The organism is Serratia sp. UGAL515B_01 (assembly GCF_033095805.1).
Classification (GTDB): domain Bacteria; phylum Pseudomonadota; class Gammaproteobacteria; order Enterobacterales; family Enterobacteriaceae; genus Chania.
In genome coordinates this window covers 2,860,958-2,882,013 of sequence record NZ_CP109901.1, presented here as the reverse complement: position 1 = coordinate 2,882,013, position 21,056 = coordinate 2,860,958, and the positions used below count along the sequence as shown (strand labels likewise).

The 21,056-nt window shown below is 49.7% G+C and carries 17 protein-coding genes, 1 tRNA gene and 5 pseudogenes; 13 read left to right on the top strand and 10 right to left on the bottom strand.

The window, feature by feature from the left end:
- Positions 1–265: 265 nt before the first annotated feature.
- Positions 266–692: pseudogene (locus OK023_RS12965) on the bottom strand (IS1 family transposase); the annotation flags it as partial.
- Between the two features lie 764 nt (positions 693–1,456).
- Here OK023_RS12965 and OK023_RS12960 point away from each other — a divergent pair.
- Positions 1,457–1,996 (top strand): fimbrial protein, encoded by a 540-nt coding sequence (locus OK023_RS12960; protein WP_317693133.1) that lies wholly within the window; start codon positions 1,457–1,459, stop codon positions 1,994–1,996.
- A gap of 77 nt (positions 1,997–2,073) precedes the next feature.
- On the opposite strand, the gene OK023_RS12955 is transcribed toward OK023_RS12960, so the two are convergent.
- Entirely contained in the window at positions 2,074–2,202 is a 129-nt protein-coding gene (locus tag OK023_RS12955; protein ID WP_317693132.1) for a hypothetical protein, read from the bottom strand.
- Positions 2,203–2,206: 4 nt separating this feature from the next.
- Positions 2,207–3,372 (bottom strand): IS3 family transposase gene (locus OK023_RS12950; protein WP_317692555.1). Its coding sequence is split into 2 segments (ribosomal slippage): positions 2,207–3,108 and positions 3,108–3,372, totalling 1,167 coding nucleotides; the frame shifts between segments, so codons are not numbered across the junction.
- A 108-nt stretch (positions 3,373–3,480) separates the two neighbouring features.
- On the opposite strand from OK023_RS12950, the gene OK023_RS12945 reads away from it, so the two are divergent.
- The 3 genes from OK023_RS12945 (at position 3,481) to OK023_RS12935 (ending at position 8,066) form a co-directional block, all read left to right on the top strand.
- Complete coding sequence (locus OK023_RS12945; RefSeq protein WP_317693131.1) at positions 3,481–4,752, top strand: FKBP-type peptidyl-prolyl cis-trans isomerase; 1,272 nt, start codon at positions 3,481–3,483, stop codon at positions 4,750–4,752.
- 196 nt (positions 4,753–4,948) lie between these two features.
- Positions 4,949–5,293, top strand: coding sequence for a C40 family peptidase (locus OK023_RS12940; RefSeq protein WP_317693130.1), 345 nt, complete (start codon positions 4,949–4,951; stop codon positions 5,291–5,293).
- 235 nt (positions 5,294–5,528) lie between these two features.
- Complete coding sequence (locus OK023_RS12935) at positions 5,529–8,066, top strand: autotransporter outer membrane beta-barrel domain-containing protein (protein ID WP_317693129.1); 2,538 nt, start codon at positions 5,529–5,531, stop codon at positions 8,064–8,066.
- 359 nt (positions 8,067–8,425) lie between these two features.
- Here the strand turns inward: OK023_RS12935 and OK023_RS12930 are convergent.
- The 3 genes and pseudogenes from OK023_RS12930 to OK023_RS12920 all read right to left on the bottom strand — a co-directional run.
- Positions 8,426–8,515 (bottom strand): annotated as a pseudogene (locus OK023_RS12930) (IS6 family transposase); the annotation flags it as partial.
- Positions 8,516–8,543: 28 nt separating this feature from the next.
- A pseudogene (locus tag OK023_RS12925) lies at positions 8,544–8,711 on the bottom strand (IS1 family transposase); the annotation flags it as partial.
- A gap of 138 nt (positions 8,712–8,849) precedes the next feature.
- A tRNA-Arg gene (locus OK023_RS12920) sits at positions 8,850–8,926 on the bottom strand.
- 376 nt (positions 8,927–9,302) lie between these two features.
- Here OK023_RS12920 and folD point away from each other — a divergent pair.
- Positions 9,303–10,169 (top strand): bifunctional methylenetetrahydrofolate dehydrogenase/methenyltetrahydrofolate cyclohydrolase FolD, encoded by an 867-nt coding sequence (gene folD / locus OK023_RS12915; protein WP_317693128.1) that lies wholly within the window; start codon positions 9,303–9,305, stop codon positions 10,167–10,169.
- A gap of 11 nt (positions 10,170–10,180) precedes the next feature.
- Positions 10,181–10,393 carry a ribosome-associated protein YbcJ gene (gene ybcJ / locus OK023_RS12910; RefSeq protein ID WP_317693127.1) on the top strand — a complete coding sequence of 71 codons (213 nt, stop codon included), beginning with the start codon at positions 10,181–10,183 and terminating at the stop codon, positions 10,391–10,393.
- 66 nt (positions 10,394–10,459) lie between these two features.
- Here ybcJ and cysS read toward each other — a convergent pair whose 3' ends face one another.
- A complete protein-coding gene (cysS, locus tag OK023_RS12905) occupies positions 10,460–11,845 on the bottom strand; it encodes a cysteine--tRNA ligase (protein ID WP_317693126.1) in 1,386 nt (461 codons plus the stop codon).
- 302 nt (positions 11,846–12,147) lie between these two features.
- Here cysS and ppiB point away from each other — a divergent pair, with 302 nt between their 5' ends.
- From ppiB to OK023_RS12875, 6 genes and pseudogenes are all read left to right on the top strand, one after another.
- Complete coding sequence (ppiB, locus tag OK023_RS12900; RefSeq protein WP_317693125.1) at positions 12,148–12,642, top strand: peptidylprolyl isomerase B; 495 nt, start codon at positions 12,148–12,150, stop codon at positions 12,640–12,642.
- 10 nt (positions 12,643–12,652) lie between these two features.
- Positions 12,653–13,375: a UDP-2,3-diacylglucosamine diphosphatase gene (locus tag OK023_RS12895; protein WP_317693124.1), complete on the top strand. Its 723-nt coding sequence runs from the start codon at positions 12,653–12,655 to the stop codon at positions 13,373–13,375.
- Between the two features lie 155 nt (positions 13,376–13,530).
- Positions 13,531–14,055 (top strand): 5-(carboxyamino)imidazole ribonucleotide mutase, encoded by a 525-nt coding sequence (purE, locus tag OK023_RS12890; RefSeq protein WP_317693123.1) that lies wholly within the window; start codon positions 13,531–13,533, stop codon positions 14,053–14,055.
- Positions 14,052–15,119 carry a 5-(carboxyamino)imidazole ribonucleotide synthase gene (gene purK / locus OK023_RS12885; RefSeq protein WP_317693122.1) on the top strand — a complete coding sequence of 356 codons (1,068 nt, stop codon included), beginning with the start codon at positions 14,052–14,054 and terminating at the stop codon, positions 15,117–15,119. The genes purE and purK overlap by 4 nt, the downstream gene beginning before the upstream one ends.
- 520 nt (positions 15,120–15,639) lie before the next feature.
- Positions 15,640–15,744 (top strand): annotated as a pseudogene (locus OK023_RS12880) (helix-turn-helix domain-containing protein); the annotation flags it as partial.
- Positions 15,745–16,138: 394 nt separating this feature from the next.
- Entirely contained in the window at positions 16,139–16,816 is a 678-nt protein-coding gene (locus tag OK023_RS12875) for a hypothetical protein (protein ID WP_317693121.1), read from the top strand.
- Positions 16,817–16,935: 119 nt separating this feature from the next.
- Here OK023_RS12875 and OK023_RS12870 read toward each other — a convergent pair.
- From OK023_RS12870 to ybbA, 3 genes and pseudogenes are all read right to left on the bottom strand, one after another.
- Positions 16,936–17,144: pseudogene (locus OK023_RS12870) on the bottom strand (transposase); the annotation flags it as partial.
- Between the two features lie 183 nt (positions 17,145–17,327).
- A complete protein-coding gene (gene ybbP / locus OK023_RS12860; protein ID WP_317693120.1) occupies positions 17,328–19,760 on the bottom strand; it encodes a putative ABC transporter permease subunit YbbP in 2,433 nt (810 codons plus the stop codon).
- Positions 19,757–20,443, bottom strand: coding sequence for a putative ABC transporter ATP-binding protein YbbA (gene ybbA, locus OK023_RS12855; protein ID WP_317693118.1), 687 nt, complete (start codon positions 20,441–20,443; stop codon positions 19,757–19,759). Before ybbA ends, ybbP begins: the two co-directional genes overlap by 4 nt.
- On the opposite strand from ybbA, the gene tesA reads away from it, so the two are divergent.
- On the top strand, positions 20,414–21,052 hold the full coding sequence (tesA, locus tag OK023_RS12850) for a multifunctional acyl-CoA thioesterase I/protease I/lysophospholipase L1 (protein WP_317697693.1): 639 nt from the start codon (positions 20,414–20,416) through the stop codon (positions 21,050–21,052). The genes ybbA and tesA overlap by 30 nt on opposite strands.
- Positions 21,053–21,056 lie beyond the last annotated feature (4 nt).

Here is a 21,056-nt window from a genome sequence, read left to right as displayed (position 1 = left end):
GGACTTTGGAATGGTAATCCCAGACGCTATCCCCGTGAACCATGAAGATGTTTGGTTTTGGACTCAGTCGAAAATATAAAGCTAAGTGATAGTGTCGACTAATAAATCCGAGTTAAGGTTGAATGATGCTCAGTTTCAAAGGTCGCCCCTTTCCTAAAGATCTTATCTTGATGGCTGTGCGTGGAAGTGTGCCTATTCGCTCACTTATCGCAATGTTGAAGAGCTACTGGAGGAACGTGGCGCGGACGTAGGTCGTGACGCAGATTTATTGATAGTGATGAATAGTAAAATACCCACCGATGATCTTATCGTGCATTTCCTCTGACTTCGAAAAGCAAAGGGTTCTGCGGGTCAGTCGTTTGATATGTGTGCGAAGATTAAGATTATGCCGTTCTATCCTTTGGGTATATTTCTTGCGCACCACGTGGCGGGTTGCGCTCAACAGGACCGTATAAACCGGCCAAGCATCTGTCATATAAAAGGCAATAATCTGTCATATAAAAGGCAATATTAAATGTGCTTAGCAGGACCAGCAATCGTTGCAGAGTCGAGGCATTTCTCGGGCCGAAGACGTGGGCCAGAGCCCGTTTGCAGATACGGTCATCAGCGTAGAACAACCACCGGGGATTGGCTTTACACCGCACGTAAGACCCCTGTTCATCGGCTTCACAGCAGATAACGACTTCCGCTTCAGCGTCGATATTCTCAGCTACCGACGGTTTATTTCTCAAACTCATTGATAACCGCGCAAGTAAATAAAACACAGTGGCACGCTGACTACATTTAACATGGTTTATAAACTGAATCATCATGCTACGGTAGGGATGCATATTTTATTGATAATAAAGCAACGGTAAGATATTGCCCTTGGAATACGTTAAAGTAACGAATTATATTTATTTATAACAATTAGTTTATTTTTGTTATTTTATATTTAAAGTTTTCCATTGGTTAATAAAAATATATTTACCGGAAATATTGAGGGGCGTTTTATTACTGATAGATTAAATCTATCAATTGATGTTGCATCGAGCGGTATAAACGTGTTTATTATAATGTACTTCCCCTCTATTCTGATTTTATAAATAATTACATCCTCAGCAAGATTGTTTTCGCACCCATCAAATTAATGATGGGGGTCGTTAAATAATGAAATCGACATTTGAAGTATCAATAATAATTATTTTTATTTAAAAAATAATTATATGGTTTTGTTTGGTAGAAGCCATTAAAAAACAAAAGGGACCCAAAAGAAATGAATGATCGGTCAGCGAGAGTTCAGTGGATGAGAAAAATATTTTATTTTACGGCTTATTTATTATTTTCGCCCCACTCCTACGCCGCAATGATCGTATACCCCATAGAGGTTGGGGTCGGTACTGACGGCTCTGCGTAAATTCAGGTTGAGTCAAAAAATAACGACGTTCAGTTCGTCAGAGTGATAGAAAAACAAATAATGCAGCCGGGAACAAAAAAAGAATCTGAAGGTGAGGTCAATATGGCCGATGAAGGTTCACTGGTCGTCACCCCTCAAAAACTTGCCGTGGCTGCCGGTGCCACGCGTATTGTTCGGCTGGTCACCATGAAGGCACCCGCCAAGGAAACCACATGGCGAGTTTATTTTGAAGGCGTGTCGGAAAAAGAATACAAGGGACAGACACAGGGAAAGGAAAACAGCACAGAAGTGGGTGTCAGTATTGTCTGGGGGGTATTGGCACATGTCGCTCCGGAGACAATTATTCCCCGTCTCAAATTTAATCCTGATACCGGCGAAATAGTTAACGACGGCACCATAAGAATGCCGCTGAATGAAATCGGTATCTGTGAGGGAAGCAAGCGCTGCGTGTGGAAAAAGGAAAAAGCAACCGTCTATCCGGATACATCAATAAGGTTGAAATCGGTCAGGTTTGAATCAGGCAAGACTTACCGGGCCAAGTATTTCAACTGGGTTAGCAATAAAAACGAAGAATTAACACTGTCTGCAATGAGCAGATAAATCAGGGTTCCGACAGACGGAACTGTAAACCAACCATCATCAGGAGATGATTACCCATGAAAAACATGATCAAATCTTTAATATGCTCGTCCATGCTGCTGGGCGCGGCGTCCGTTTATGCCGCCCAGACTGACATTACCGTTACCGCTGATATCGACCCGACCGTCTCCATGACGATGGCGGACGGTAACCCTGTAGTGGATCACAAAATCAGGACACCTTCGTAGCCTTTTTCCACTGCTCTTCGTATTCACAGGGCGGTAATCCACCATTGTGCCGATGGGGGCGTACCGTGTTGTAATAACTTTGTATCCATTCACCGATATCTCGTACCGCATGATGGATATCCATATAACCCCCGACAGGCAGCCATTCACTTTTCAGGCTTCGGAACACTCTTTCCATTGGTGAGTTATCCAGGCAGTTACCCCTGCGGCTCATACTCTGCATCACTCCGTTCCTCCACAGTAACTGCCTGTATTTCTTACTCCTGTACTGCCCTCCCTGATCCGAATGAAACAGCAGCCTCTTTTCCTTTGGTCGCGTCTCCAGTGCATTACGCAGGGCTCGACACACCAGCTCGGCATCCGGGGATGACGATATGGCACTGCCCACTATCCGACGGGAGTAAAGGTCAATCACCAGTGCCAGGTAGCACCAGCCACCATTGACTTTGATATAGCTGATATCTCCACTCCACACACGATTGGGCTCCGACGGCTTAAACTGCCTTTTCAGTAAGTCTGGCGATGCCAGTGACGTCTCCCGTTCACCACGGTAACGAGGCTTGCCGGGTTGGCGACTCGCCAGACCACATTCCTGCATCAGCCTGCGGGCCAGCCAGCGCCCCACGTTATAACCCGACTGACGCATCAGCAGACTCAGTGTTCTGCTGCCGGCTGCTCCCCGGCTCTGTTGATGCAATTTCCGCACCTGAGCACGCAGTTGCAGACGTTTTACATCAACCCGCGAATTCAGCGAGGCATAGTAAACACTGCGCGTTACTTTGAGCAGGCGGCACAATTCGACCACCGACCATTTTGTTTTCAGCCGTGTGATTAACGCAAAGATTTGATGGGGAGCTCGCTCATCAACACGGCTGCCTGCTTTAGTATTTCTTTTTCCATTTCTAGCCGTTTAATCTGCGCTCTGAGCGACTGGATTTCACGTTGCTCTGGTGTCAGTGCAGGATTGTCCGGCGTCACCCCGCTGACTTCTTCTTTGTGCTGGCGTATCCATTTACGCAATTGGCTGGGGTCCAACTCCAGAGCGCGTGCAACCTCGATGGTTGACCGCTGATACTTAACGACCTGCTCAATAGCTTCCAGTTTGAATTCAGGAGAAAAACGGCGTTTGGTCTGTTTAGGTTGAGTCATTATCAATTACCTCAATTGGCTGTCATTAAATTAACAGGCTATTGAGGTGTCCGGTATTACTGATCCACTACAATTGAACTTGTTGTCTGAACGTGCGGAGGTTCTTTAATGTTTGGCAACGGTGACAACCGACATAAGCGCATCTTGTTAGCTACTGTCTTGATGTTGATGGCGCTGCCAGCTCTGGCCGTAGCGGATAAAGACGACGGTATTCCGGCCATTCTGAAGTTTGTGGGTCAGTGGCCGGAAAAAAATCCCGCGACCAAAAGCAGGCAGGATGGGCGACAGTTTCGCCTAGCGCCGCAAAACGGACTGCATCAGAAGAAGGCGGATGAGGCAACGCTGATTGAGTTACGGCAACAGATTGAGGCGTTAAAGGGGCAACTTAATGCGCGTGCGGAGGAGTTGGCCGAGCTCCGAAGGGAGGGGGCGGAAAATGCCCGCCGCGACAACGCGCAGAATAAGCTTCGTCGGAAGGTCGCGATGACCTCTGCCCGGCTGGCAAAAGCCGTTACAGAGAGAAACGCCCTTCAGAATCAGTTGAAAGCGCAGTCTACCGTGCTGGAGGCCATGCAGAAAAACCTGACAGACGAACAACAACAGTCAGAGGCGCTGAAGAGTCAAATCGCCAGCCTGACCCGGATAAATAAAAATCTGGACCGGCAGGTGACCGAGTCGGTATCGACAATTGCCACGCTTGAGAGCCAGAAGAAGGAAACGGAAGCGAAGTATGGTCGGATTATCCTTGATGGCAAGAACGCTGCTGCCGTTACCGATTATGCGTCAGGGGCGATGTTTGGCCGCGAACTGGCCCATGCGCTGATGCTGAACACCGCACTCGGCGTAAAATATGATAGCAAAGTGGTACTTGCCGGTGTGATGGATGTTATTGATAACCGACTCCAGCTCCGGGGGGATGATATTGAGAAAGCGTTCTCTGGTCAGCAGGATAGGCTGAGAAGTGCCCGTGATAAAATGCTCGCCATGCAGGCGGAAAAGGGTAAAGACGCGCTCGCCTTATTGAAAAGGCACCAAGGCGTCAAGGAGGCAGAGGCGGGTTACAGTTACCGTATCGATGCCATGGGTAAAGGGAAAATAGCGGAAGAACAGCCGGTCAGGGTGACGGTTAAAGAAAGCCTGGCAGACGGCACCGTGATAGAGGATATGGAAAAAAGCGGGTTGCAGTTGAACCAGAAATTGAGTGAGTTCCCGCCGATATTCCAGGCGGTTATCAGGCAGCTACAAATTGGCGGTAAAGCGACGGTGCTCATCCCCCCTGAACTGGCTTATGGCGAAGATGGCTATCCACCTAAAATCCCGCCAGGGGCGACGATGCTGTATGAAATCAAAGTGACCGCGCAGGATAAAGGGGGATCGTAATCTGTTAAAGCGTGCATGATTTGGCGCTAATGGGATCGACGCTTCCAATTAAACGGCATCAAAAGGCCAAAATGGAGTTGTGTCGCATTAACGAAGAGAAAGCGAAAAACAGGGGGCTATCGTTTAGGCGGCCAACAGATAAAATTGTTCTGCCGGTGATCCAAAAGCTGAAATCCCAGCTCGGTATTCCCTATGTGTGGGGAGGCAAACGCCATCACAAGGGTTTGATTACGGTGGCTTGGTTTACTATGTTTATAATCAGCATCTAAACGAAAAACTGCCGCGCACCACTAATCAAATGTACCAAAGCAAAAAATTGCGCCACATCAAGCAGGGAGAACTGAGCAAAGGGGATTTGGTGTTCTTCCGCATCAAAACCCAGGATGTGTCTGATCATGTTGGGGTCTATTTGGGTTACGGAAAGTTTATTGAAGCGCCGCGTACTGGAGCCAACGTTCGTATCAGTAAATTGACGGATAACTTTTGGCAAAGCCACTATGTGGGCGCTAAGCGTGCAATTACCGAGGCGGCATTGTTATAACGCCATGCTTTGTGCTTCTACCACGCTTCTAGAGAGGTAATCAGTTGGCACGGCTGCGAGGTAGGGGTTGATTGAGTAAAGTTTTTACAAAGGGATGTGAACCTCTCTGTGCCATGAATGAGATATTGACTTAGAGAGTCTGCTCAAAATGTTTGTATTTCGTCCTGTAATTTGATTGAGTTTGGCGATGTAGCAGGATTTAACCCGATGTAACATGCTGGCCGGAGAGACTATCATGCCCTGTTATGCCTATCGCCTATTGCTCCTGGCTAGCGTTTTTACCCTATGTTGCATGCCATCGATACAAGTACAGGCAAGATGTATCAATACCACAACCGGGGGACAGGCTACCGACGGTATTGATATGCCTACTTCTGGTCAGTCTGTGGTTTGCGATCCAACCGCACCTAATCCTTCAACCACCACAATCACAGCCCCTACTGGAACAACAGGCGTAAATATAACCCTATTACCGGGGAGTATACTCAATACCACACCGCGCGCTGTCGGCCTTAACGGCAGTGACAGTAATATAACTAATCAGGGTACGATCAATACAGCCGGTATCAATGCGTTCGGTATGGCCTCTACCGGGGCAGGTAACACATTGACTAATGAAGGAGCGATTCGCACATCCGGGATGAATTCGCATGGTATCAGCGCAACCGGAAGTAATAGTCTTTTGAATAATACGGGGACTATTTTGGCCAATGGCGATGGAGCCAATGGCTTTCGTTCACTAGAAACAACGACGGCAACGACACTTGTCAACAGCGGCAGTATTACTGCCAATAATAATGGTGTTTTGTTGCAAGCCGGGACCTTTGAGAACCTGGCCGGTGGCTCGGTAACCAGTGCACGAACCTACGGTATTCTAGGGGGAAATGGTGGCATTATTCTACGCAACTCTGGAACGATCAGTGCGGGTAATGGTATAGCCATCGAGCTTGGTAGTGGCAACAACCTCATCGAATGGAACGCAGGTCAAATTGTCGGAACAATTATTGGTGGAACAGGCAATGACACACTTATCCTGCGCGATCTTGCCGACACTGAGCTTGTATCGACTCCGTTAATTGATGAAGGTCAGGGTGTAGGTCAACTGATATTCGACAATTCAAACATCACTGGTTTCAGTCGGTTCACCAACTGGGATAATGTCATTCTTACCCATCATGCTGAGCTTACTCTTGATAGTAGTGGCATGACGCTAGGGGATGCTGTCACCAAAACCGGTACTTTGGCACTCGACTCTACCAGCAGCCTGAAGCTTTCCGATGATGCCACAACCTCTATTCGCTCATTCTATAGCGGACAACAGGTTTCTGTTGGCAATGCAGGTATCATCGATCTTGGATCGGGCATCCTGAACACGACCAGAACTCTGAGCATTATTGGGAATTATGTTGGTGAGGGTGGGGAGCTACACCTCAACACGGTGCTCGATGCCGATGACTCTCCATCGAACCGTTTAGTGATAGCGGGTAACGGTGCATCTGCCACAGGCACCACATCACTTATCATCACCAATATCAACGGCTCTGGAGCAACGACTACCGACAACGGTATTCTGGTTATCGATGCGATAGAGGGGGCAACCACGTCACCTGGTGCTTTTAAGCTAGGCAACCATGTTGTAGCCGGCCCCTACGAATATCTTTTATTCCGTTCGAGTATGGATAACAGCAATCCTGATGCATGGTACCTGCGTTCAACACTGACGTGTGCACAAGCTCCTTATGCGCCGGATTGTAAGGGAACAGTCCCTGACTATCGCGATGTAACTTCGTTGTACACAGTTCTCCCAGCCATGACGATATTGTATGACCGGGTATTGACTGATAGGTTACATGACCGTTTGGCTGAGGAACGTATGGGGATCAAAAAGCCTATTAGTAGAGGAAACGGTAGCGATGCGGTTCCTTCAATTGGCTGGGCACATTTGACCACAATCACTGGCGCACGTGCTGGTAGCCCCTACGGCATTTTTGGCAATGGGCCGAAATATGACTACGACATCGTCGCCTTTCAAGGCGGTTTTGACCTGTATGATAGAAAAAATGACCATGGCAGCCAAGACCGTGCCGGGATCCATATCGCTATTGGCCGAATATCCGCTGATGTTACACATGTCGATGGGCTTAATGCTGGAAAGGATAATATTAACGCTTACACCTTTGGTGGCTATGCAACCCATGTTGGTGTCAGTGGTTGGTATCTGAACACTATTGCCCACTACACATGGAATGATGTCGAATCTCAATCTTATCAAGACAAAAGTTTAGATACCCACTCCAACACGTTTTCGGCCTCACTTGAGGGCGGACAACAGTTCCTGCTGACCAACCAGCTAAGCATTGATCCCTACGCACGTTTGTCGTATCGGACTATCTCCTTTGCGGATAGCAACGATGGCGTTTCATCAATCTCCTTTAAAAACACAGATTCACTAACTAGCCAGTTTGGAACTCGGATAGCGCAGAACTGGGTACTCGATACCAATAACGCATCGCCACGCTTGCTGACACTCTGGCTGCGTACTGGGATGGGATATGAATTTCGTGGGGAGCCGACAACCGTTTTTTCATCGGCAACTGGCCCTGTTTCTTTTCAAGCCGATGTTGATGGCAGTTGGGGGGAATTGGCTACGGGCTTCAATGCTCAACTTGACCGTCATATCAGCCTCTACGGTAATATCAGCTATCAAGCTGATTTTGATAATAGTCACAGTAATGCCTACAGCAGCTTAGTGGGGATACGCGTCATTTGGTAAAGTCCTCCACTCGTTGTTCACATAGCATGACTTGAGAACGATTCGATCTCTTGAGTGAAAGATTTCTGCCGAAGCTCAGAGTTGTTCATCCTTATCTTTTACAACGCTTCTACGCCAAACACCCGAGGTGGAAGCCGGATGCGTTAGCAGCGCAAGTCTGGATCTGTGATGGGGCGGAGGGTAACCTCCGTCCTAACGTGGTCGATGAAGTAACAGGAAAACCACGTAGCGGTTAAAGTCGGAAGGTAGCATCACAGTACGGCCACTAAATCTTGCTACAGTTCAGGAGCTAACTTAGCGTTCAAAGGGCATTCATTACTGACCCATTTCTCCAATGTCTTGGGGGCATGCGTTCATCTGAGGGCATAAGCGAGATACCAGCGAACATATTGAACGATAACATCAGCGGGATAATGTAGCCGACGTAAGGCATTTCTGATCAGAGACATGGGCGGGAAAAATGGTCGTGACGCAAATTTAGTGGTAATGGTTGATTGTCTGATACCAGCCGATGATCTTATCATGCATTTCTTCTGACTTTGGGAAGAAAATGGTCTTGCGGGTAAGCCGCTTAAGATGGCTCCGCAAGTTCAGATTATGTCGCTCTATCCGTTGGGTGTATTTCTTGCTGATAACATGACTGGTTGAGGACAAAAAAGTTTGATGATGAAGTTTTGAAAGTTTAAATAAAGTTAGAAAGGTAGCTCTGCGTTGACCAAATTCACTTACACCAGCCGTTACATAAATTTTTTCGTTTGTAACTGCCGTTGATGACTTTGTTTATGGTACGCCCTACAGGGCTCGAACCTGTGACCTACGGCTTAGAAGGCCGTTGCTCTATCCAACTGAGCTAAGGGCGCATTGTGGTGCGACAACCAAGAGGTTGCGGATTGGGATTATACGGTCAGAGCAAATCGAGTCAATGCCTTTTCTTGTTACAACCGAGATAGGCGTACTTTATGATGGATTTTTGCACATAACAGCAGCAATTAGCGTAAGTAACACAATGATTTTTCTGAACCTATTGATTTTCATCAGCGAGTAAACCGCTATCATGAAGGCGTTTGACGTTGCAAACAACGGTGTGGCTCCCTTGTTCTAAGGGGAAAAATATAAATCGCAGCGCAATCGTAAGCCTATTATTAGCATAACCCTGATTCAAGGCCTGACAGCGTGCTTCTCTTCTGACAAAATAGCGCTACCCGGGCTTTTCTTAAATGATGGATTTCCTCACTGATGGCAGCAAAGATTATTGATGGTAAAACGATTGCGCAGCAGGTTAGAAACGAAGTAGCTGAGCAAGTTAAGCAACGTCTAGCAGCAGGTAAACGTGCGCCAGGGTTAGCTGTGGTGCTGGTGGGCGAAGATCCAGCTTCACAGATTTATGTGGCCAGTAAGCGTAAAGCCTGTGAGGAAGTGGGCTTTATTTCCCGCTCTTACGATCTGCCAGCGGCTACCACAGAACCTGAACTGTTGGCTCTGATCGATAAACTGAATGCAGACAGCACAATCGATGGCATTTTGGTGCAACTCCCGTTGCCTGCAGGTATTGATAATATCAAGGTATTAGAGCGCATCCATCCAGATAAGGATGTTGATGGTTTCCACCCTTACAATGTTGGCCGTCTGTGCCAACGTGCGCCTAAATTGCGCCCCTGCACACCACGTGGCATCGTCACCTTGCTCGAGCGTTATAACATCGATACCTACGGCCTCAATGCGGTCGTGGTGGGGGCCTCTAATATCGTTGGCCGCCCGATGAGCATGGAGTTATTGCTGGCTGGGTGCACCACAACCGTTACACATCGCTTCACCAAGGATCTTCGTCGCCATATAGAGCATGCCGATCTGTTGATCGTGGCCGTGGGCAAACCGGGCTTTATTCCGGGTGATTGGATAAAACCTGGCGCTATCGTGATTGATGTCGGCATCAACCGTCTGGAAAGTGGTAAAGTGGTCGGCGATGTTGATTTCGAAGCCGCCAGCCAGCGCGCGGCCTACATAACCCCGGTTCCCGGTGGCGTTGGCCCAATGACCGTTGCTACACTGATCCAGAATACCTTGCAAGCCTGCGAGGAATATCACGACGTTCAACCACACTAAGTTAAGGCAGTATGGAAATTTTTAATCTGGAAAATCACCCTCACGTCGAACTGTGCGATTTGCTGAAGTTTCAGGGCTGGTGCGAAAGCGGTGGTGCCGCTAAAGAAGTCATCGCCGAAGGGTTGGTGAAAGTTAATGGCCAGGTAGAAACGCGTAAGCGATGCAAGATTGTTGATGGCCAGAAAGTCAGCTACAAAGGCATGAACGTTATCGTTAAAGCCTGATGGTTCAGCACCATTGAAAAAGCCGGGTCGCTTTTGCTCCCCGGCTTTTTTAGGCGGCTATTGAACTTACTTACGGCGCCAACTGGTCCCTTGCGGGCCATCTTCCAGTACAATATTCATTTCGTTCAATCGGTTACGTGCAGCATCCGCTAACGCCCAGTCTTTGGCAACGCGTGCATCGTTACGCTGCTTAATCAATGCTTCAATCTCTGCCACCTCGGCGTCATTCGTTTGTGCACCGCTTTGCAGAAACTGTTCAGGCTCTTGTTGCAACAAGCCCAACACCTTGGCCAGTTTACGCAATTCTGCCGCCAAGCCGTTGGCTGCGGCCAGATCTTCGCCCTTTAAGCGGTTCACTTCACGCGCCAAATCGAACAGTGCGGAATAGGCTTCCGGTGTGTTGAAATCGTCATCCATTGCTTCACGGAAACGGCTTTCAAAAGCTTCACCTCCGGCAGGTTCTGCATTAGCGTCGGTACCGCGCAGCGCGGTGTACAAACGTTCCAAAGAGGCGCGAGCCTGCTTCAGGTTCTCTTCGCTATAGTTCAGCTGGCTGCGGTAGTGGCCGGACATCAGGAAATAGCGCACGGTTTCAGCGTCGTAATAGCCCAGCACATCACGAATGGTAAAGAAGTTGTTCAGTGATTTGGACATCTTCTCTTTATCGATCATCACCATGCCGGAGTGCATCCAGTAATTGACGTAAGGGCCATCGTGCGCACAGGTGGATTGAGCGATTTCGTTCTCGTGATGAGGGAACATCAGGTCTGAGCCACCGCCGTGGATATCGAAATGGGTGCCAAGCTGTTTGCTGTTCATCGCTGAACACTCAATGTGCCAGCCAGGGCGACCCGCGCCCCACGGGGATTCCCAGCTTGGTTCACCCGGTTTGGACATTTTCCACAGTACAAAATCCATCGGGTTACGTTTTACATCGTCAATTTCTACACGCGCACCGGCCTGTAGTTGCTCCAGATCCTGGCGAGAGAGCAGCCCGTAGTCTGGATCGCTATCAATAGAGAACATGACGTCACCGTTGCTGGCAATGTACGCATGCTTGCGCTCAATCAGGCTTTGAGTGATCTCAATGATTTCACTGATATGTTGAGTGGCGCGCGGTTCCAAATCCGGGCGTTCAATCAGTAATGCGTCGAAATCAGCGTGCATTTCTGCCAGCATGCGCGTGGTGAGTTGATCGCACGTTTCGCCATTCTCTGCTGCGCGACGGATGATTTTATCATCCACATCGGTCACGTTACGCACATAGTTCAGCGAATAACCGAGGTAACGCAAATAGCGAGCCACAACGTCAAAAGCAACAAAGGTACGCCCATGGCCAATGTGACACAGGTCATAGATGGTTACCCCGCACACGTACATGCCAATTTTACCGGCATGAATGGGTTTGAATTCCTCTTTTTGACGACTCAGGGTATTAAAAATCTTTAGCATCGGGATATTCCGTGTGTGTGCGTGATAATAATATTACTCGAGTAAACTTCGCGTATTGAAACCCGAAGGCTATTCTATTGCAAGGTCAAGCCTGATGATTGCCGATTTCACTGGCCAAAAGTTGCTTAGAATCAGCGTTTGCCCCATCTGGTTAGCGCGGCAATATCCGTTACTTCACCGCTAGCCGTGTCCCCCGGAGAGCTACTGACTGATTAATAGAGATATGTTATAAAGGCGGCCTGATTGCTCACATGCCTCCCTTGTGTGACATTTCACTTCATCATCTTGTTAGGACAAAAACTATGGTTACTTTTCATACCAATCACGGCGACATCGTGATCAAAACTTTTGCTGATAAAGCGCCGATTACCGTTGAAAACTTTCTGAACTATTGCAACGAAGGCTTCTACAACAATACGATTTTCCACCGTGTTATCAATGGATTTATGGTGCAGGGCGGTGGTTTTGAACCGGGAATGCGTCAGAAAAACACCAAAGCGACCATTTTAAACGAAGCCAACAACGGGTTGAAAAACACCCGCGGCACTTTGGCAATGGCGCGGACTAACGATCCTCATTCGGCAACTGCCCAATTTTTTATCAACGTTGTCGACAACGATTTCCTGAATTTCCGCGGTGAAAATGCTCAAGGTTGGGGTTACTGTGTCTTTGCTGAAGTGGTTGAAGGCATGGACGTGGTAGACAAGATCAAAGCGGTGAAAACTGGCCGTAGTGGTATGCACCAGGACGTTCCAGTTGACGATGTTGTTATCAACAGCGTTACCGTCAGCGAGTAATCGCAGCTGCATGAGTACATTGTTCATTGCAGATCTGCATCTATGCGCACAGGAACCGGCAATTACTGCCGGTTTTCTGCGTTTTTTGCAGCGTGAAGCCATGCACGCAGATGCGCTATACATTCTGGGCGATCTGTTCGAGGCCTGGATTGGTGATGACGACCCGGCCCCTTTGCATAGCGAAATTGCTACCGCGTTGAAGGCGCTGCAAAATGCCGGCGTGCCTTGCTACTTTATTCATGGTAATCGCGATTTTCTGCTGGGTAAGCGTTTTGCAGCGCTCAGTGGCATGACTCTGCTGCCGGAAGCACAGGTTATTGAACTCTATGGCCGCAAGATCCTGATCATGCATGGCGACACCTTGTGTACCGACGATCGGGCATACCAGGAATTCCGTCAAAAAGTACATAACTCTTGGATCCAAAGGCTGTTTCTTGCTCTTCCTTTGCGCTGGCGCTTAAAAATTGCTGCCAAAATGCGTGAACGAAGCCAGCAGACCAACCGTTACAAATCTGAAGCGATTATGGACGTTAATCCACAAACGGTTGAACAGGCTTTATTGCAGCACGATGCACATTGGCTGATCCACGGTCATACCCACCGCCCAGCGGTCCACAACCTTATCTTGCCTAATGGCAAAGCCTATAGAGCCGTACTCGGGGCCTGGCATGCTGAAGGCTCAATGATAAAGGTTTCGGCGGATGCCATCGAGTTGTTTGAATTCCCCTTCTGATTGGCGGCTAACGAAACATTCACGTTTTTGTCGCTGAAAACCGTCTACGCAACCGTTTTCCTCCCCGTGCACCCATGATATGCTCTACGTCCTCATTCGGCATGCCATTGCAGGTAACTAGCCGACGTTCGTCCAATCACAGGAGTCATACCCTCATGGGAGCCAACGCCACTTCAGCGACAACTGCTGAGGTTAAAATCGCAATTGTAATGGGATCGAAAAGTGACTGGGCCACCATGCAGTTTGCGGCTGAAGTCTTAACCATGCTTGAAGTCCCGTTCCATGTCGAAGTCGTCTCCGCCCACCGAACGCCAGATAAACTGTTCAGTTTTGCCGAACAGGCAAGCGCTAAGGGTTTTGACGTGATCATTGCTGGAGCAGGCGGCGCTGCACATCTGCCAGGCATGTTGGCGGCGAAAACGCTGGTTCCGGTGCTGGGCGTGCCAGTACAAAGTGCGGCATTGAGCGGTGTTGATAGCCTCTATTCCATCGTGCAGATGCCCCGCGGCATTCCGGTGGGTACGCTTGCCATCGGTAAAGCCGGTGCGGCAAACGCCGGGTTGCTGGCCGCACAAATCCTGGCACTGCACGATGCAGCTTTGGCACAACGTTTGGCCGGCTGGCGCCAAGCGCAAACCGACGAGGTGCTGAATAATCCAGACCCGCGGGAGGAAGCATGAAGCCGGTTTGCGTATTGGGTAATGGCCAGTTAGGGCGCATGTTGCGTCAGGCGGGGGAGCCATTGGGTATTGCGGTTTATCCGGTGGGCCTTGATGCCGAACCGGAAGCTGTTCCCTACCAGCATGCGGTGATCACCGCAGAGATCGAACGTTGGCCAGAGACTGCGCTAACACGCGAGTTGGCCACTCATAACAGCTTCGTTAACCGCGATATCTTTCCGCGTCTGGCCGACCGTTTGACACAGAAACAGCTGCTTGACCAACTTCATCTGCCCACTGCCCCTTGGCAATTGCTGGCCAACCAGAGCGAATGGCCACAGGTATTTACCAGCCTGGGTGAACTGGCGATTGTTAAACGCCGCGTTGGTGGTTACGACGGCCGCGGTCAGTGGCGTATACGCCCCGGCCAGGAAACCGAATTACCGGCAGATGCTTATGGCGAATGCATCGTGGAAAATGGTATTAATTTCTCTGGTGAAGTGTCTTTAGTTGGTGCTCGTGGTCATGATGGGCAGTCGGTATTCTACCCGTTGACCCACAACCTGCATGAAGAAGGTATTCTGCGCACCAGCGTTGCTTTGCCGCAGCCAGACCCAGCGTTGCAACAGCAAGCGGAGCAGATGTTGGCTGCCATTTTGAACGCCTTGAACTACGTGGGCGTAATGGCGATGGAGTGTTTTATCGTTGGTGATAGTCTGTTTATCAACGAACTGGCACCACGCGTTCACAACAGCGGCCATTGGACGCAAAATGGGGCTTCCATCAGCCAGTTTGAACTGCATCTGCGAGCCATTCTTGGGTTACCACTGCCAAAGCCTGTGGTCAATACGCCCTCGGTGATGATTAATCTGATTGGTACGCCGGTTAATCAGCAATGGTTATCTTTGCCATTAGTGCATTTGCACTGGTATGAAAAAGAAGTGCGTGAAGGCCGCAAGGTAGGGCACCTGAATCTCAACGATCCCGATACTACCCGTTTACAGCAGACGTTGCTGGCGCTGGCACCCTTGTTGCCAACGGAATATCAAACGGGGTTAGCCTGGGCACAGCAGAAGCTCGGGTAAGATTGAAAGTATGAAAAAAGGGTTCAGCAGTACGTAACGTCCAGACTGTTGGCAAAGCTTTTTCAGCTCTTAGTGAGTCGTTGCCAGCCGAAATGCCGTAAGTATGGCACTTCCGCGTTAACGGAGAGAAGACGAAAAATCTGGGCTGTCTGTTTTGAGACGGCCAACAGATAAGATTGTTCTACTGTGGGCAATCCGTCGCCAGCTAAATAGGTGTTCTTGATACCGCGACACGTCATGCTTCCGGCAGGTGTGAACGATGAGGAACGCTGACAGGCAGTGCCCCTCCCAGGGGCTTGTATCGCGCATCCCTGCGCTCAACGGTCGGCTAACCTGCATCACGCACACTTGTAGCAATATTACGCACAACTATTTAGAGCCCCCAGTTAATCTTCCTGACTGTTCACCCTTCTGACCGGATTTTATCGTCTTCTATGGATTGGTCGGGTGCCCCATCGAACGAGAGACTTTAATCCGGTTTGCGTACCAATCCGTTCCCTACGGCAATCTTGCCGGGGAAGTACTGGCGCTTCACCACAAAGGGACTGGAGCAACGGAAATAGTCCGTCAGGCCAATGTTGCACGCTCAACGGTTTATAAGATTTTGGAGGATGCGACACGTTAATGTAACTTCCTGAAACAATTAAAGTTTTTGTTAATTTATCATTCCTGTATTATTTGCTGGTTTTATAACCATTTTATTCATAAGGGTATATGTCGAGACAACGGGCAAATCTGGTGATAAAACGACCAGTGGCGGACAGGTAATCACCGTGACTTCCAGCTTCAGTGACAACGAAACCCAGCGGGTGGTGACAGCCGATATGGCGTTGTGCCCGAAGTGTAAAGGCTCGTTTCAAATAATTGGAACAGTGTCTACCGAAGTTCGATGGGTAAAACCCATGTGGCGACGGGAAACTAACTGACCATATCACAAGGAGGGCAACCAGCAGAAATGAAATCAACCTATATGTTAAGACTCACAAAAACAACCGGAAACAGTTAATAGTGGATATATTATGAAAGCCAAAATGACAGTAGACAAACTTGAATTACGCAACATTAAGTCAACACGAGATTCAGGAAAAATAGGACACAGCTTCGAACTGGTCGCAAAGTTGAATGTCAAGTCGCGCTCTATGGGAGCATTTTCTGGCGAAGGTATTGATTGTCCAGATTTAGAATGGATTGAAACAGTAGATTGGTACAGGCTAGATACTAGTGCAGACAAATGGATCCACGTAGGAACTAGTCCCAATAATACAAATTTATACAAAACAAACCCAAAATCGCAAACATTTATAACCTGGTGGGAAGAGTATCGTTATGCATTCGCAAGGAATTCCCATGGGTTTCCTGCCACACTTAAAAATGCTAATGAACGTGATGTCAAACATTGGATCGCACGTAACGGCTTTGAGTGGGAACTTCCAATCATGGATATACCAAGTATGAGTTTGCTGGGAGGGTCTGGTGGCGGGGCTGGACCCAGTCTCGTTATTGGCGACACCCGCCGCCGAGTTATTCGTTTCGAGTTAGGTTTTACTGGATACCCACATCGAATATATTGTGCACAGATACTCGAAACAACGGATGGGAAACCAACCATTAATGCCTTTATACAAAGAAGATTATCAAACATGGATTTGAACAACCAACAGAATTTGATCTACTGGAGAAAGTCATCCCGTTTTTAGATTTATTCAGAAATGGACACCCGACGACCTTGTACTCGATTCCGTGTAAATGCCTTTTCTCAGAAGTGACCATCCAAGCTGTCACCGAACTCGATAATAAAGCGGTTCATAGCCATATGTCAGTCCCTCAGCGGCATCGTCCATTTTTGTGATGTCGCCTGGACTGCCAGCTGTATCACGTTTTTCACTGAGTCGTGTGTCGGGAACATTTTGTGTTTCTTGATGGTGCGGCGGATCACGCTGTTCAACGGCTCGATAGCGTTGCGGTATAGATGACCTTGCGGGTGTCTGTCGGATAAGCGAAGAACGTGGCCAGATTGATCCAGTTTTAGGCTGATTTTTATCCTAGCCCAGATACCCGCAGACACACTGAGCCATAATATCGACGTGATAATGCAGGTGGCTGAAGGCGTTTCGAATAAAAGGCATGGTCAGAAAACTTCGTAAAGAAAAACAGCATATTATCTGACCAAGCCTTAATGCGACACAACCTCAGGAATTCTCCACCTCGTTAACCATCGTAGCTGCGGAACAGCGCGCGCCCACGCAGTAAACGTACTCCTAACCAACCGCCACACAGCGAGAGCAGTAAGGCACTCAGCAAGGGTAATGCCCACCAAAGCATCGGTGTTGGTACCCACGGGAAGTCAAACACCTTGGTCTGCAACAACCACAATGCCGCTTCAGCGCCGACCGTTGCCGCAATACCGGCAACCAGCCCCAGTAATGCAAACTCACACCATAACGTGCCGCGCAACAGACGTTTGCCTGCCCCCAACGTGCGGTAAACCACCAGCTCTTGCCGACGCTGGCGCATGCCTACCTGTACCTGAGCCATCAGCAACAGGCCACCGCAGATCACCACCAGTACCACCATTACCTCAAGCGCTTTACTCACCTGCTGTAACACGCTGCCCACCTGTTTCAGGATGGAGCCAATATCCAGCAAGCTTAGGGTTGGGAACTGCCTGTTAAGCTGTGTCAGTACTTTGCCATCGCCTTCGTAGCGGAAGCTCGTCAGCCAGGTTTGCGGTTGGCCGTCCAGAGCACCCGGTGGGAAGATGAAGTAGAAGTTCGGTTTCAAGCTCTCCCAATCCACCTGCCGCAGGCTGGTGACTTTGGCGCTGAAAGATTGGGTATCGCCGCTAAACGTCAGCGTATCTCCCAATGTTACCTTGAGCCTTCCGGCGAGCCCTTCATCCATGGAGACTTCTCCGCTTTTTGGGGGCCATGAGCCTGCCGTCAATGGGTTGTGATCCGGTCGTTCTGCTTGCCAGGTCAGATTTAATTCCCTGTTAACCGCTTCACCACCGGGATCGCTCTCATTAACGCGTTTGGTGGCTTGCTGTTGATTAATTTCTGTCAGTCTAACGCGGACAATTGGGTAGAAAGTTTCTTCCCGTAATTGGTGCTTTTGCAAGAAGGCTTTTACCCCCGGAACCTGACTCGTGCTGATATTCAGCAGGAAGTAGTTTGGGCTGCCCGGTGGTAATTGCTGTTGCCAGCGATCGAGCAGATCGCCCCGGAGTACCAGCAACAGAGCCAGTAGCATAAAAGATAAAGAGAACGCTGACAGTTGGCTAATAGTCACCCAGGGTTGATGCAGCAGGCGATTTACCGCCAACCGTAGCGCTAGGCTTTTCAGTGTGAAGCGTCTTAACAGCAGCAAACTGCCCCAGCCAATTCCAGCCAGTAGCAGAGCTAAGACCACCATACCAGCAAGAATGGCCCAGAGCAGCGTACTGGCGCCCATCAGCAAGGTCAGTAACAGCACCACAATCACTACCGTGGCAGGTAGGAAGTAACGCAATGGCCATACGTTGGCAACCACGTCGCGGCGTAAGACGCGTAGCGGTTGGGTAGCTAATAATTGCCGATACGGGCGTAGGCCGACCAGCAATGAGATCATCACTAAAGCCCCCACTGCCCATAACCATGGCCAAACCCCAGCGGCGGGTAACGCCCCCGGTAATACGGGTGCCAGCAAGCGTAGCAGTAAAGTCTCAAAGCCCAAGCCAATCAGGCTGCCACAGATGCCCGCCAACAGTAGCACTGCCAGCCACTGGCCAATGATCAACTGGCTGAGTGCTTTCCTGCCTGCGCCCAGGGTTTTCAACACCGCCATCAGATCATAACGGCTGCGGCAATAATGGCTCATGGCAACCGCTACGGCGGCAATCGACAGCAGCAGCGTCAGCAACGCCGAGAGCAGTAGGAACTGTTGCGAACGTTGTAGGGATTTACCCAACGCACTGCCAGACTCTTCCAGCCCATACCAGCGTTGATCGGGTTTAAGCCGCGGTTTCAGACCTTCCTCGTAGCGCTTAATGTCCTTAGGAGAACCAGCAAACATATAGCGGTAAGTCAAACGGCTACCGGGTTGGACTGCCCCGGTTTTGTCCACATCAGCCAGATTGATGATAATCGTTGGTGCGGTCTGGAAAGGATTGAAACCTGAGTCGGGTTCCTGAATGATTTCCCCCGCGATACGTAACGTCGTATCCCCCACATCCAGATCGTCACCGACTTTGCTATCCAATAGCGCGAGCAGACGAGGGGCTACCAAGACAGTGCCTGGCTGTGGTTTGAGATTGAGCGGGTGCGTTTCCAGCTTGCCATACAGCGGATAAGCTAAATCTGTCGCTTTCACATTAGCCAGTTGTGGGCGATCGCCCGCATAGGTCATGGTCGTGAAGCTCAGTTGGCGGCTGACCTGCAACCTTTGCTGTTGAGCCTCAATAAGCCAGTCCTCTGGAACCGGCCGAGCGGTGCGTAATACGCGATCGCCGGCAATAAAATCACGGCTTTGCTGGCTCAAGCCTTTATTCATACGATCGCTGATGCTGCCGAGCGCCAATACACAGGCAACCGACAGGGTCAGAGCCAACCAGACGATCAGCAGGGAAGGGGAGCGCCATTCACGCCAGAACCAACGCCAAATCATACTTCCTCCCAAAGCTGGCCTTCACGCAGCCTTAAGCGCCGCTGGCAGCGTGCTGCCAATGTTTCGTCGTGAGTGACCAGGATCAGCGTGGTAGAAAAATCGCGATTAAGGGAGAACAGTAAATCGGCAATCCGTTCCCCGGTCTGGCGATCAAGGTTCCCGGTTGGCTCATCGGCAAACAGTACTCGCGGGCGTCCGCTAAACGCACGAGCCAACGCCACCCGTTGTTGTTCGCCGCCGGAAAGCTGGGCAGGCAAGTGATAAAGGCGTTTGCCAAGTCCCAACTGTTCCAGCAGTTTTACCGCCTGTTCGCGGCTTTGCCGATCGCTTTCACCGCGCAGCAGCGCCGGTAACTGCACATTTTCCAGCGCATTCAATGTGGGTACTAACATGAAAGATTGGAATACAAACCCAACGTTTTTCGCCCGTAGTGCTGCTCTGCCTTCTTCATCCAATTCGGTCAGCGATTCACCCAGTAAACGTACATCCCCTTTACTGCCGTCGTCTAATCCGGCGAGAATACCCAACAATGTTGATTTACCCGAACCGGACTCGCCAACCAACGCAATTGTCTGTGCGGGTTTGACAACCAGCTCCACTCCGGTGAGGATGGTAAGCCGATGTTCCCCCTGACCAACGTGTTTACTAAGATGATGAACTTCAAGAACGTTTTCCGCTGGCATTTTCCCTTCCTTTTGCTGTTGGGATTATTCAGTTTACGTGCTGTTGCAGCCGATACTTTATTGATATTAGGCGACAGTTTAAGCGCTGGTTACCGATTACCGGTGGCGCAAGCCTGGCCAACACGCTTGGCTAATGAGTGGCTTAATAAACCTAACCACCCGCGCGTGATCAACGCCAGTATCAGTGGCGATACTGCTGCTCAGGGGCTGGCACGTCTGCCCGAACTGCTGAAACAGCACCAGCCGCGCTGGGTAGTCGTCGAACTGGGTGCCAACGATGGCTTACGCGGCTTTCCTGCTGCAGACATTGAACGCGATCTCAGCCAGATTATCACCCTCATTCAGCAGGCTGGCGCAAAACCGCTGCTGATGCAAATCCATATTCCGCCAAACTATGGCCGCCGCTACACCGAGGCTTTCGGGGCAATCTACCCGGCGCTGGCCAAGCAGTTCAACATTCCGCTGCTGCCGTTCTTTATGGAACAGGTGGTGATCAAACCGGAATGGATGCAGGATGACGGATTACATCCCAATCAGGATGCCCAGCCGTTCATTGCCACCTGGATGGCAAAGCAGCTGGAGCCACTAGTAAAACATGAGTCTAACTAAATAG